Annotated in this window: 10 protein-coding genes and 1 tRNA gene; 7 read left to right on the top strand and 4 right to left on the bottom strand. The window is 63.2% G+C overall.

What is annotated here, in order from left to right; genetic code table 11:
• Positions 1 to 4: 4 nt before the first annotated feature.
• Positions 5 to 721, bottom strand: a complete 717-nt coding sequence (locus P0Y60_13260; protein WEK60279.1) for a hypothetical protein — start codon at positions 719 to 721, stop codon at positions 5 to 7.
• Positions 722 to 841: 120 nt separating this feature from the next.
• On the opposite strand from P0Y60_13260, the gene P0Y60_13265 reads away from it, so the two are divergent.
• A complete protein-coding gene (locus tag P0Y60_13265; protein WEK60280.1) occupies positions 842 to 1,084 on the top strand; it encodes a hypothetical protein in 243 nt (80 codons plus the stop codon).
• 80 nt (positions 1,085 to 1,164) lie between these two features.
• Positions 1,165 to 2,199, top strand: a complete 1,035-nt coding sequence (locus P0Y60_13270; protein ID WEK60281.1) for a hypothetical protein — start codon at positions 1,165 to 1,167, stop codon at positions 2,197 to 2,199.
• 364 nt (positions 2,200 to 2,563) lie between these two features.
• On the opposite strand, the gene P0Y60_13275 is transcribed toward P0Y60_13270, so the two are convergent.
• Complete coding sequence (locus P0Y60_13275; GenBank protein WEK60282.1) at positions 2,564 to 3,649, bottom strand: DUF4062 domain-containing protein; 1,086 nt, start codon at positions 3,647 to 3,649, stop codon at positions 2,564 to 2,566.
• Between the two features lie 1,310 nt (positions 3,650 to 4,959).
• On the bottom strand, positions 4,960 to 6,303 hold the full coding sequence (locus tag P0Y60_13280; GenBank protein WEK60283.1) for a hypothetical protein: 1,344 nt from the start codon (positions 6,301 to 6,303) through the stop codon (positions 4,960 to 4,962).
• A gap of 190 nt (positions 6,304 to 6,493) precedes the next feature.
• Between P0Y60_13280 and P0Y60_13285 the strand changes: the two genes are divergently transcribed.
• The 4 genes from P0Y60_13285 (at position 6,494) to P0Y60_13300 (ending at position 9,979) form a co-directional block, all read left to right on the top strand.
• On the top strand, positions 6,494 to 6,985 hold the full coding sequence (locus tag P0Y60_13285; protein WEK60284.1) for a hypothetical protein: 492 nt from the start codon (positions 6,494 to 6,496) through the stop codon (positions 6,983 to 6,985).
• 947 nt (positions 6,986 to 7,932) lie between these two features.
• Positions 7,933 to 9,012, top strand: a complete 1,080-nt coding sequence (locus P0Y60_13290; GenBank protein WEK60285.1) for an acyltransferase — start codon at positions 7,933 to 7,935, stop codon at positions 9,010 to 9,012.
• 45 nt (positions 9,013 to 9,057) lie between these two features.
• Positions 9,058 to 9,139: transfer RNA gene (locus P0Y60_13295), tRNA-Leu, on the top strand.
• A 66-nt stretch (positions 9,140 to 9,205) separates the two neighbouring features.
• Positions 9,206 to 9,979, top strand: a complete 774-nt coding sequence (locus tag P0Y60_13300) for a VTT domain-containing protein (protein WEK60286.1) — start codon at positions 9,206 to 9,208, stop codon at positions 9,977 to 9,979.
• Between the two features lie 31 nt (positions 9,980 to 10,010).
• Here P0Y60_13300 and P0Y60_13305 read toward each other — a convergent pair whose 3' ends face one another.
• Complete coding sequence (locus P0Y60_13305) at positions 10,011 to 10,820, bottom strand: Ku protein (protein WEK60287.1); 810 nt, start codon at positions 10,818 to 10,820, stop codon at positions 10,011 to 10,013.
• A 71-nt stretch (positions 10,821 to 10,891) separates the two neighbouring features.
• Here P0Y60_13305 and ligD point away from each other — a divergent pair, with 71 nt between their 5' ends.
• Positions 10,892 to 12,856, top strand: a complete 1,965-nt coding sequence (gene ligD / locus P0Y60_13310; protein WEK60288.1) for a non-homologous end-joining DNA ligase — start codon at positions 10,892 to 10,894, stop codon at positions 12,854 to 12,856.
• The last annotated feature ends 3 nt before the right edge of the window (positions 12,857 to 12,859 follow it).

Raw genomic sequence — 12,859 nt, forward strand, 5'->3', positions numbered from 1 at the left:
ACGCCTACCCGCCCACCTGCCACGACGAAGTCACACCTTTGTTCGTGATCGCATAGTGAAGACCGATGTTCAGCGTCACGGGGAATCCCTTGATGAGGGCGTTCAGATCGAAGCGCTCGACTGCGTCAGCCTTCGTCGATGGTCCGGGGCGATTGCATTTGACGCCCGAAACGGTGCCACCGTACTGCCATCCTCCCGGCACGTGACAGGAGTGCTTTCCAGTGAGACCCCTGTACGTGCTGACCCAGGCTTTGGTCCCGTCCCAATAGGTCGTTCCTGTATGAATCTCGACGACGAGTAGAGCGGAGTAGGAGTGCTTCCACGTCGCGCCATGGACTGATCCGGCGGCAGCCTTCGACACGAAAGACTCGGCCTCCGTCGAACTCATTCCGAGCTCTCTGGCCACCGCGGTCGCTTCTCCCTCGCCCAGGGTGAACCGCCGTTCGGAGATCGTCTCGGTGCCGGTGCACAGCTGCCGCTTGCCAGCTGAGATCTGTTCCGCCGATGCCGTCCTCATCGCATCGTCAACGATGCCCTCGCAACCGGTCAGCATTACCCCGTTGGAGGTGATGGTCGGCCCGCTCGACGCGGTCTGCAGCGACCCGCGACGCGCATCGCCAGGGAGCTCGGCTCCGGCAGCAGCACAGACCGGCGCAAGGACAAGAGGCAGAGCGATGAAAAGCATGAGCGGGGCGAGTCCACGTCGGTATCGAATCAGCATTGCGTATCTCCTATCGTCTAATCGCTTCAAGCAAGCAATCACGTCTTGATTAGGAAGATACTCATATGACGACATTTTGTTATGTTTTGAGTACTAATCCCCTACATCTAGTAGGCATACATGACTAAGGGCACCAAGCTCCTCGATGTGGAGCACGACGTCACCGGAGACGAGTCGATGGCCCCCGTAATCGGCACCCGTGCTCGCAAATCAGCGCGGTTCGACGTGGCCGAGGCGTACCAGGCTGCGCACCCCATCACGGCGGACTCGGCAGCGACGCTCGCATACGTCGACGTGAACGCCAGCGGCTCTGCGTACGAGCTGTCGAACCAGAGCACGTACTCCGCACCCATCACCGACTGATCCGCACGCCTCTAGAGGCCCCCTGGCTCCCACTGGGAGTCTCTTCGTGCGGATTGGTCAGGAGTCGATAGCATCGACAAATGGACCTCCCAGTTCTCGACGCCGAAGTCCTCCTTCGCCCAGGCAAGGCTCATCCCAAGCATCATGAGTTCCTGCAAATGCACTTCGATCCCGACAGGGCGAAGGGCACCGTGTGGCATTACACCGACGCAGCTGGGTTGCTCGGAATTCTCAACTCGGGCCAGTTGTGGGCAACAGCTTCTCTCGCACTGAACGATGCTTCCGAAGTCAGTTACGGGGAACGTCTGATCAAGGAGGTGTGGGCTGCAGCGAACACAGAAGGCCTTCCCGAAGCTTGCAGGCTCTACGTCGAATACGCGCTTGCGTTTGCTTTCGATGACTTCGCGGCGGAAGGTCTCTTTTCGGTCTCAGCAAGCCTCGACGGCGACCTTCTAAGCCAATGGCGAAGTTATGGGGGCGCTGACGGCTTCGCAATCGGCGTCGACGCTGAATCCTCCCTCGCGCCTCGCCTCCCTGGTTCCCTAAACCCACTCGAAGCGCCGCCTGAGACTGCGCCGAACGAGGCGGGTTTCCAACTGGTGTTTGATCCGAGCCGACCACCCTCACAGCTCTTCGTGATGCCCGAGTGGAATGCCGTGAGATACGACCTAGCTTCTCAGTACGCGCTCGCAACAGCTGTGCTACAAGACACAGTCCAAAGCACGCCCGGACCGGAGGGCTGGGAGAAGCGAACGGAGGAGTGGCCATCTCACGTTGTGTCCACACGAAGCTATCTGTTACACGCTGCCGCGCTGATGAAGCACCCTGCATTCGTTGATGAGCGAGAAGTCCGACTGCTGTGCAGCAAGGCGTACGTCGGAGACATCGAAGAGTATCGAGTCCGCGAAGGGCGGTTGATCCCGTACGTTCCCATTGCTAAGGCGAGCGATTCGCACCGCTGGTTCGCAAGCAACTCCGCTCCTCTCCCGATTGTCGCGGTTCGCTACGGCCCGGCAAGTGACGAGCGTGGCTTACGCGTGGCTGCGTCTTTGCTCGCTCGTCGCGGCTACACCAACGTTTCCATCGACCGGTCGTCCATCCCGATCGCTTTCTGAATCGTCAGTTCAGTGCGAACCGTGTATCTGACTGCAAAGCAACAGCCCGAAGCGGCAGTCAGCCGCGGGTGCCACGGTGACCCAATCAGCTTCAGGCAAGCTCCACTAGGCGACTTTCGACTGCCAGACACTCTGGATTGGCGCCGCTTTACGCCAGCATGTCGAACAGTCCAGCGAGTTCTCCTCGCTGGGAGCTGAGATTGAGTTCCGAGTGCTGGCCGGAGAATGACAGACGCCTCCGCGAGGCGCGCGAGCGACAATGCGCTTTGCGCACGACCAGATTGCATCGACGAGAGTCAATGCGTTGCGGCGCAGGCGCACAGCAGCACCAACAAGACGTCGGGCTGCTAGATCGCTGTATTGTTCAGGTCTTCGGAGGCGTCCTGCGGATCGCACGGAGTTTCATCATCTGGTCTTCGCCATGGCTTGTCAGAACCCAGTACTTTCCGTGATCGCTGATCGGGCGGCGCTTCGTTCCACGAGTTATGACGCCGACGGCAAAAAACTGCACAAGCAAGTCTTCTACGACCTCCTTCTGCACTTCAAGGAGCGAGACGCGTTTCCCCAGTCGACCTGCGAAGGCCTCCTCGGCTTCCTTCGCCCGCGTATTTACCCAGGCATTGAGAACCTTGACTAGTTCAGGTTCGCTTGCTTCGTGCAGGAGCGCCGGGCCTACCACCTGCAGCAGGTGGTTCCAGGTTGCGGATAGCTTGGGTGCCCAGCGAATCGGGCTCTCGCGCCAGTCGGGATCGCCATCCTCATCCACCTGATTCTTGCGGTAGCCAGTGAACAGCGTGGCCACCCTATAAATGTCCTCGCCCTGGGCAAGGTCCTGACTGCCCTCCAGACGTGCAGAGGTCGAGGTCTGCGATTCTTGTGTGAGTTCCGCCACGCGAGCGCGAAGCTCGGCAATCTCCGTCTTCTGCTCTGGTGTCATCGCCTGGCTGGCTCTCACCCATCCCTCTGCAGGATAGTGTTCCCGCGTTTCCATCAAAGCCAGCGCAACGTGCCCGGGAAGCTCGGCGGGAGTGTTCCAGTACTTCACCACCCGAGCGGCCTCGACCTTCTCACGGAACGCGTCGAGCTTCTCGCGACGTTCCTTGTCAAGCTCGATCTGATCGCCCGTGAGCTTCCCCGGCTCGCCATGAAGGAAGGCCATGATCGGCTTGCCAATCGATTCCGCGTAGTCGAACTCCATCTCGGTGTAACTGAGTTCCGTCGTGGGGTCGAGCGAACCGTACTTGCCGCCGATCACGAGGACGTAGTAGTCGCATTCGTTGATCACCCGCTGGATCAGTCGCCACTTCTCGTCGTTGCCCGCCGGGAATAGCTCCATCCCAGCCGGAATGCAACCTGCTATGAGGAGCGCCTGAATCACAGACTGACGTTCGTCTCGGAGGTCAAGGTATGTAGAACTGACGAACACTTGCTCTCGACGATCCCCAGGCATGAGATGAGACTATCTAGTCATCTCATTCCTAGGGTCGAGAAGCGCGGTACGGCCTAGCGCACGCGAAAGTCTGTCAGGCCGGATCGACGCTCACGGCGCTTCGTCTACGTCATCCGGAGCGATCAAGAAGTGCCGGAATGCATCCTCCCGAACCCACTTGTCGATCGCGGCGCGATGATCTTCGTACAGCCACAGGAGCCCGCTCTCGTACTCGACAGGACCACCTGCCCCAGCGACACTGCAAAGTCTATGCATAGCGGATGCGCTGGCGTAGGGCGCCGCCCGCTCCGAGGAGAGCGGTTGCCACGTCCAATCTTGTGAACACTGGTGGGCGGAAGCTCGTCAACCACAGCGCCCCGGTGGTTCAGGTCGAGATCGACCACGAGGCAGTCAGTCGTCGTACCGCCTATGTTCGCGTCTGGGCGTCCGCCAAAAATCCGCCGGACCTTGTCGGGGTTCCGGCTGGCGTCGTGCACTCCGTGACCGAGCTGGCCGGTGCACTCGCCGCGCTCCTTCGAAGTTTTTGGGTGAGGGTTTGCGATTGTGGGCGTCTTGTTACTGGCCCGAAGCGGAAATAGGTCACCCCTCCTTGCCGATCGGGCTGCGGAAGCGAGAACATCCGGGGCCGAGTCGTCACCGACAAACCGTGCTATCTCAGGTGGGAGGCGAACCATCAGCGGATCACCGCCTGGACGAGGGCCACCGCGAGGATGAGTCCGGACAGGCCCGCCGCCCCGCACACGGTAAGCCGGAATCCCGTCGCAGCGTCAGGCTTGCCCGGTAGGCAACGACGCAGGCGGTGTGGAGGATGGATAGCGCCCATGCCGACCTCACCTCCTCGGGTACGTCAGCAAGCGGTGCGGACATCCGGGACAGCAGGCGCGCCAACTCTTCGGAGGGAAGCGGTTGCGCTTCCTTATATGTGGTCGGTGAAGTTGCGCCGTGCACTCCCTCGAAAGGGGTAGAAACGACAAAACGCACCCCATACCCGAACCCGCAACCGCTGGGAAGGGACGCATTGCATCGATCCGAGGTAAGTCGGATCTTCCTCCTTCATGGGATAAGGCGTGCGCTAGGCGGGAGTGCTCACCGCCCAGACCAAGCCAGCGACCGGTGAGTCGCCCCTGGGCTGTACCGGCTGCCCGGCGGGGCCATTTTTTACCAGCAAGGGGGACCACACAATCTGTGGAGAAGGACGAAGAGTCGTGATCGAGTCAGACATGACGACGCCCAGATGCTCTAGCCCTTGGGGGCGCCTACACCACCCTAGGAACGTGCCTCGTGGCTGTTTTACCAGGTGAGAAAGAATTCTAAGTGGCGTATGGCTTCGACCCGTGGATCATCGCGCGCTGCGCTAGCCACCTAACCAGCATGATCTCGGGCCCCATCGTCCGAGTCTCATCGCTAGTCGGGAGAAGTAGCTCAAGTCCGGATCCTTCGTCGAGATCTTTCGTATGCACGATGCGATTTCGGATCTGGTAGATACGGGTCGCGAGCTGCTCATGAAGGTCTTGCTTTAGATTCACCCGCTGAACGCCCTTCATCGACTGCTTACTGCGAGTGAAGTGGTCCTTTTGATCTTCCGCTTCGATGTAGGCCCGCAGATCGTCATCATCGACGCATGTCCTTAGAGTCGCCCGCAGCTGATCCAATTCGTTCCGGATGCCGTAGTGAGCCTCCGCGGTGGCACTGATTAGGCGGTCTAGGTGTGCGCTGTCACTGATGTCAAAGCTCGGATCTTTGAGCTTCGTCCGAAGTCGATGGATGACTGCTTCGCGGTTGAATTGCGGGAAGTAGAACTCAAGCACCTGGTAGTACGCCAGGAACTGCACGAGGGGCAACTCGTTCGCACCGTTCCCGTACCAGTAGAGCGTCTTCGGCTCGTCGTCGTAGCGGTTACGCGGGAATGCCACTGGAGGGCCTTCGAGATCAACCGGGACCGATGCAATCCGTCCCCCGAGTTCGACGACTTCAATACTCACGCCGTGTGTGAAGTCGAGCTCTGTTAGGAAGTCGCGGACCGGTCCGTCGATCAGCGCGTCCGCAGAGGGGCCAGTCGCCCCCTCGCGATGCCGGACTCTAATAGACAGTGGCGAGTCTTGCAGGAAGTGTCCGAGCCCGAACAGAAGATCCGACTCTGGGGCTAGCTCTAGGCTGCAATCTTGGTTCTCAACGCTCAAAGACCAGTCGACCTCGATGTCGAAAATCCGCAACCAAGAACTCACGACCTTCGAGTACCGCCGAGAGTCGATGGGTTCGTCTTTATGCGTGCTGAACTCCGGGCCTTTCACGGCACCCGGCAAGTCCCAAATCGGTACCACCTTCCCCTGGACGCGGGGCGCGGTCACCAACACCTCTGTCTCACCGGTCTCCGTATTGAAGATCGCATTGTACTTATCCGAGAAACGCCACTTCGCCACGTCCGCTTCTCGCACCGCCTTGGCGACGAAGTAGAGCACAGTAACTTCACGCACTTCTCGGCCTGCGGGGAGTGAGAAGGAGACCGAGCCTCCCGTCTCTCCATTCGGTTTCTCAACTCGGTTTGCGATGCCGCGCTCATCCAAGTATGCGGCCAGCGCGGCAACCGGAACTTCCTGAAACTCGTCGCTCTCATCATCTTCGACTGAGGGGTCGATGGCGTTCTCTTCGGTCATTGCTTCGACTCTCCGCATTCCGTGCATTGCCAAACAACCGCGTCGCCGTCCTGCGCGGGTTGCAAACTGAGCAGGCAGGCCGGACAGTTCGGGGTGTCGAAAGCGAGCGCGTCTCGCTCCACTCTCAGGTTTCGCTGCCGCTCCAGGTCGTCCACGCTCTTGAGTGTGGCAGAACCGCTAGCGTAAGCGCATGACTGAGTACGAGGCAGCTTCCCTTTGGGCGCAGTGGGTCGGCTCGGGCTCGGCTGTCGCGGCAGTCGTGGTTGCCGCACTCTTCGGGTACCTCACTCTCGCCTCGAATAGGCGGTCCACGGACGCGCAGCAGCGCGCCACCATGGTCGCGGCACTCGACGATCCCAACCGTCCTCAAAGCATCCTCGCCGACCGCGAAAGTGGAAGAGTTGACTTTCAGATAAATCACAAGGGTGGTGAGACCTGGCTTCTAATCAACCAGGGACCAGACATCGCCTACATGGTCGACATCGAGGGCTTGACCGATCTCGATAAGCGGCGGCTTCAGGTGGTCGTGCTAGACCCGGCGTCGCTGTCGCCCGGCCAGGCGAAGGAGTTCGCACTCGTGTCGCGTTACACCCTCTCGGGACCTGCCAACGTGGTCATCTCGTATCGCCTTGAGCCCGGTGGACCTCAGCTGCGTCGGGTTCTGCAAGTCCCCGCGCAGTGAACTCGGCGCTGAGTCTAGGTAGCCGAATCGATCGCGTCCGCCATGAAGCGGCGGTGGATCCCCCGGCTTCGCGTGCTTCTCCTCATCGATCCGGTTGAGCACCTTCTCCACGTTGAGTTTCGCGGTGGCGTCGGCTTTTGCTTGCCCATTTCGACGGGAGGCGTCTCTTGCTCTTCTTTTCGGCTTCGTCGGAATGCGACAGATGCAACATCACGTTGTTGACATTCGGGCGCGAAGATCCGGGCTTGGGGTCCTGGGGCTTCGGCTTTGATGAAGGCTTAGATGCCATTGGGTCCGCACTAGGGGGTTGGGCTTGGGCTGACGGCAGGAGCAGGGCTCGCGCCGGGAGGCGCGTCCAGGGTCGCAACTGCGACGACGGAGATAAGGCTCAGCAACAACATTACGAATGCGGCCCGCGTCCATCTAGCGCCCGTCATGTACTGTGCGCCCCTGCTCTCGATCTCCGAGGCTTTGACTTCGAGGATGTGGTCTTCGAGGCTCTCGTCCGTGAGTTCGCTGACACGCCACTCGGAGACCATCTCGCGGCCACCGCCAACCTGCAAGCGGCGCGGCCAGAGGGTGATCGTCGCCGCGAGCACGGTCTAGAACGCGAGGGCGACGGGAAAGAGCGAGATCAAACCTGAATCGGCGCCATGCACTCCAACCGAACTCGCGCTTCCGATGACGCCCGCGGCGACCACGACGAAAGATGCCTTGGTGTTCAGCAGACGTGTGCGATCCACGGCTGCCTCCCTGGTCTTTTCCAGCAGCCGGACAGGAGGTCCGAACGCGAACATGGCGCCGGAGCCGCCGTGAAGGAAATATGGCCTCGAGATCATCACTCGAGCTGTCACCAGGTTCTACGATGAGAACGGCCTTCATGGGCACCGACGCCGATAGGGGATGCTCTGAACACGATGGGCGGGCGAACGCGCGCGGCTGACACGGTGGATCTCTCCCGCGTGCACTGGATCGACGTCGCGAAGGCGTTGGCCGTCATCCTCGTCGTCGTCTACCACGTGCGAGCGAGCATGGGCTATGTGTTCGCAGCCCCCTCGGCAACGTCGTCGGCTTTCTGGGCCGAGTTCAACGAGACTGCCCTTCCGGTTCGCATGCCGCTGTTCTTCCTCGCGGCCGGCTTCCTCGCCCACACCGCCATCGCGCGTCCGTGGCGAGTCGTCGTGAAGCCGCGCATCGTCGCCCTGCTCTGGCCGTACGTCCTGTGGTCGCTGGCGTTCGCCGCAGTCGCCGGGTTCGCCTATCGCCCGGAGAAGCCTTTCGGATACACGTTGACCCGGCTCGTGAGCTTGCCGTTCGCGAATTCCGCGTACTGGTTCCTGCTCATGCTGCCGTTGTTCTTCATCCTGGCGAAGCTGCTGCAGAGGTGGGCTGCGGCGGCACTCGCCGTGGCGCTCGTCTTGGCTGTCGCCGCGCCCTGGCTCGAAGCGCACGTGTTCAACCAGATGCACTGGGCACTCGTCTACGGCACGACCCGCATCGCGCGCTACTCGTTCTGGTATCTGCTCGGCTGCTACGGCTTCCGTCTCCTCTCACGCACCTCACGAGTCAACCCCCTGCTGCTTCTCGGCGGGGGTGGTGCAGCATTCGCCGGTCTCACCCTGGTCGCTGAGAGCCTGGATCTCGGCGCCCCGCTGAGCTTCGTGCTCTCGGTGGCAGGCGTGACGGCGCTGATCGGCCTCTCGATCTGGGCGGCCCGCTTCGACGCCATTCGACGGGCGTCGAGATATCTCTCGGCGCGGACGCTGCCGATCTACCTGATCCACCCGATGCTGATCGTGATCCTCGTGCTCGTGGTGCAGCGCCTGGGCCCGCCGCCGAGCCCGGCCGATCCGTTCGCACCGCTCGTCGTCCCCCTGATCTCCGCGGCCTGCATCGCGGTCTCCGTCATCGTCTACGACCGGATCCGGAACACACGAGCGGCGTGGCTGTTCGCGCCGCCGAGCCCGACGGCGCTCCGGCGTCGAGAATCTCCCGGCGAGCAGACGCCGTCCGCGACTGCGGGCTGATCCCCAGAATGTGCTTTCGCGTGGTCAGTAGACTGATTTCACCGCGCGGGAGTGGTGAAATTGGCAGACACGCAGGATTTAGGTTCCTGTGCCCTAGGGCGTGTGGGTTCAAGTCCCACCTTCCGCACTGATCGGTCGCACCGTTCGCGATCGTTCGTTTGACCGCCGCACACATCTCTACGACGGGAAACCCATGCATCACGCCGCTCTCATCCCCTGGCTCGACCCCGCCACGATCATCGGCGGCGCCGGTCCCTGGGCTCTGCTCGTGGTGTGCTTCATCGTCTTCGCCGAGACCGGGCTTCTCGTCGGGTTCCTCCTGCCGGGCGACACGCTCCTGGTGATCTCGGGTCTGCTGTCGCACCCGATCGCCGGTTCCGAGCATGGCGTCTTCGGCATCAACGTCTGGATCGTCGCCCTGCTGATCGGGCTGTCGGCGTTCATCGGCGGCGAGGTCGGATACGTGATCGGCCACAAGGGCGGGCCGGCAGTGTTCGAGCGCAAGGAATCGGGACTCTTCAGCAAGAAGAACGTCGAGCGCACGAACGCTTTCTTCGAGCGCTTCGGCGGTATCACCGTGATCCTCGCGCGGTTCGTACCGATCGTCCGCACCTTCGCCCCCGTGGCCGCCGGAGTCGGACACATGCCGTGGCGCAAGTACACGCTCTACAACCTCATCGGCGCCATCCTCTGGGGCTTCGGCCTGACGATGTTCGGTTATGCGATCGGATTCATCCCCCCGATCGCCAAGTTCGTCGAGAGCTACATCGATCTGATCCTGCTCGCCGCCGTCGGCGGCACCGCGCTGGTCACCCTGTGGCACTATCTCTCGGAGCGCCACAAGGCGAAGAAGGCCGCCGCGGCCGGCGAAGACGTCGTGACCGACCCCGCCGAGGCCGAGCACCTCGTGCTCGACGCCGAGGTGTTCGACCGCGCCCCCGACCTCGACGGAGACGGCAAGCACTGAGCCGGCCGGCCCTGATCCGTCGGGGCCGCGGTCAGCCGGCGTTCTTGGCCCGCTGCTCCTTCGATTTCGCCACGCTGGCGCGCAGCGCCTCCATCAGGTCGATGACCTCGCCACCCTGGGCTGCGGCCTCGGTCTCGCCGAAGGTCTCGGCGACGTCGAACGTCTCGCCCGCGTCGATCTTCGCGTCGATCAGCGTACGCAGTTCCTTCTGATATTCGTCGACGAACTCCTCGGGATCGAAGTCAGCGGAGTAGCTCTCGACCAGGGATGCCGACAACTCGAGTTCCTTCTTCGAGATCCGCACGTCTTCATCCAGCACCGGGAAGTCGGCCTCGCGCACCTCGTCCGCCCACAGGAGCGTCTGCAGCACGAGCACCTTGCCGCGCACGCGGAGAGCGGCCAGACGCGTCTTCTGACGCAGCGTGAAGCGCACGATCGCCGTGCGGTCGGTCTGCTCGAGGGTCTTGCGGAGCAGCACGTACGCCTTGGGTGACTTCGAATCGGGCTCGAGGTAGTACGGCTTGTCGAGCGTGAGCAGATCCACCTGGTCCGACGGTACGAACTCGACGACGTCGATCTCGCGGCTCTTCTCCGCAGGCAACGCCGCGAGGTCGTCTTTGGTGAGCACGACGGTCTGTCCCTCGTCGACGTACGCGCGGTCGATGTCGGCGAAGGCGACGGTCTCCCCGCACACCTCGCACGTGCGCTGGTAGCGGATGCGTCCGCCGTCCTTCTCGTGCACCTGGTGCAACGCCACATCATGGTCCTCGGTGGCGGAGTACACCTTCACCGGCACATTCACGAGCCCGAACGTCAACGCGCCCTTCCAGATCGTCCTCATCACACCAGTAGACACCAGCGGCACCCGCGACGGCTAGCCCGGAGGGCGCACCTCCCCAGTACCCTGGCGTCATGGTCACAGACGGGCAGATCGTGCAGGTCGACGGCCGTCGACTGCGGGTCACGAATCTCGACAAGGTGGTCTATCCCGAGACCGGGACGACCAAGGGCGAGATCATCGCCTACTACTCCTCGATCGCGCCGTTCCTGCTTCCGCTGCTCGCCGGCCGTCCCGTCACCCGCAAACGCTGGGTGGAGGGGGTCGGGACGACCGATGCCCCCGCCGACGCGTTCTTCACCAAGCAACTCGAACGCGGAGCTCCCGAGTGGATTCCCCGCCAGGCGATCCAGCACTCCGACGGGCCCAAGGAGTATCCGCTGGTGCAGGACGTGCCGACGCTGGTGTGGCTCGCCCAGGTGGCCGCGATCGAGTTGCACGTGCCGCAGTGGCGTTTCACAGCCGACGGACTGCCCGGCCGGCCCGACCGGCTCGTGCTCGACCTCGACCCCGGCCCTGGCGTCGACCTCGCCCAGTGTGCGGCAGTGGCACGCATCGCGCGCGGCATCCTCGAGAGTATGGGCCTCGATCCCCTTCCGGTGACCAGCGGGTCGAAGGGCATCCACCTCTACGCTGCTCTGCCCGGTGAGCAGACCAGTGACGAGATATCCGCGGTCGTGAAGGAACTCGCGCGCATGATCGAGAACGAGCATCCCGACCTCGCCACCGCGACCATGTCGAAGGCCGTGCGCGGCGGACGGGTGTTCCTCGACTGGAGTCAGAACAACGGCAAGAAGACCACCATCTCGCCCTATTCGTTGCGCGGCCGAGCTCACCCCTGGGTCGCTGCGCCCCGCACGTGGGAAGAGCTCGACGACCCTCACCTCGCGCAGCTCGACATGGATGCCGTGCTCGCGCGCGCCACGGCAGGGACCGCGCCCCTCTCGGAGCTCGGATCCGCGTCGAAGACACCCGTGTCGGCATCCGCCGCGGCAGCGCCGGCACCCGAGCCCCGCCATCCTCATCGGTACCCACGCGCCTCGTCGACGCCGGCATCCGACGCACGCACGGCGACGGTTGCGCCCATGCTCGCCGAGCACGGTACCCCTGCCCGCGCCCGCAGTCTCAGCAGGCCGTCGTGGGTCGAGGTCAAGTGGGACGGCATCCGCGCGGTCGGCACGTGGTCGGATGGCCGCATGTCACTCCATGCCCGCAGTGGCATAGACATCACCGCCCGCTATCCCGAGCTCACCGCCGACGGCGCTCCCTTCCTGCCTGCGAGCGACGCCGTCGTCGACGGGGAGATCGTGGCGTTCGACACCCACGGGCGGCCGAGCTTCTCGCTCCTCCAGAACCGGATGCACCTGACCCGGCCGAGGGAGATCGAGAGGGAGGTGGTGCGCACACCGATCTTGTACCTGCTGTTCGACCTGCTGCGACTCGACGGACACGACCTCACCGACATGCCGCTGCACCAGCGCCGCACGCTCCTCACCGAGCTGGCCGAGGGACTCGACGCGCCGATCCGCATCCCTCCCGTGTTCGGCGACGTCGAAGCCGCACTGACCAGCAGCCGCGAGTTCGGCCTGGAGGGCGTCGTCGTCAAAGACCCGGACTCGCGCTATCGCCCTGGCCTGCGCTCCCCCGCCTGGCTGAAGCTCAAGCACACCCTGATGCAGGAGGCGGTGATCGTCGGCATCCGCCCGGGCAAGGGAGACCGTGAGAGCACGCTCGGTTCCCTGCTGCTGGCGGTGCCGGACAACGCCGGCGGGCCGCTGCGTTACGTCGGGCGCGTGGGGACGGGATTCACGGAGCGGACGCTGCGCGACCTGCTCTCGCACCTCGAACCGCTGCGCATCGCGACTCCCCCGCTCGACGGCGTGCCCGCCGCCGATTCCTCCGACGCGCTCTGGGTGCGGCCCGAGCTCGTCGGCGAAGTCCAGTTCGCCAACTGGACCCCGGACGGAGTGCTCCGCCATGCTCGGTGGAGGGGACTCCGCCCCGACAAGTCGCCGAGTGAGGTCGTGCGCGAGAACTGACCG

This window comes from Candidatus Microbacterium colombiense, assembly GCA_029203165.1.
GTDB lineage: Bacteria > Actinomycetota > Actinomycetes > Actinomycetales > Microbacteriaceae > Microbacterium > Microbacterium colombiense.

Excerpts from the sequence above, each read along its gene's own strand:
- P0Y60_13270 (WEK60281.1), top strand. The coding sequence starts at position 1,165 with ATGGACCTCCCAGTTCTCGACGCCGAAGTCCTCCTTCGCCCAGGCAAG.
- P0Y60_13275 (WEK60282.1), bottom strand. The coding sequence starts at position 3,649 with ATGCCTGGGGATCGTCGAGAGCAAGTGTTCGTCAGTTCTACATACCTT.
- P0Y60_13260 (WEK60279.1), bottom strand. The coding sequence starts at position 721 with ATGCTGATTCGATACCGACGTGGACTCGCCCCGCTCATGCTTTTCATC.
- P0Y60_13285 (WEK60284.1), top strand. The coding sequence starts at position 6,494 with ATGACTGAGTACGAGGCAGCTTCCCTTTGGGCGCAGTGGGTCGGCTCG.
- ligD (WEK60288.1), top strand. The coding sequence starts at position 10,892 with ATGGTCACAGACGGGCAGATCGTGCAGGTCGACGGCCGTCGACTGCGG.
- P0Y60_13280 (WEK60283.1), bottom strand. The coding sequence starts at position 6,303 with ATGACCGAAGAGAACGCCATCGACCCCTCAGTCGAAGATGATGAGAGC.
- P0Y60_13300 (WEK60286.1), top strand. The coding sequence starts at position 9,206 with ATGCATCACGCCGCTCTCATCCCCTGGCTCGACCCCGCCACGATCATC.
- P0Y60_13305 (WEK60287.1), bottom strand. The coding sequence starts at position 10,820 with ATGAGGACGATCTGGAAGGGCGCGTTGACGTTCGGGCTCGTGAATGTG.
- P0Y60_13265 (WEK60280.1), top strand. The coding sequence starts at position 842 with ATGACTAAGGGCACCAAGCTCCTCGATGTGGAGCACGACGTCACCGGA.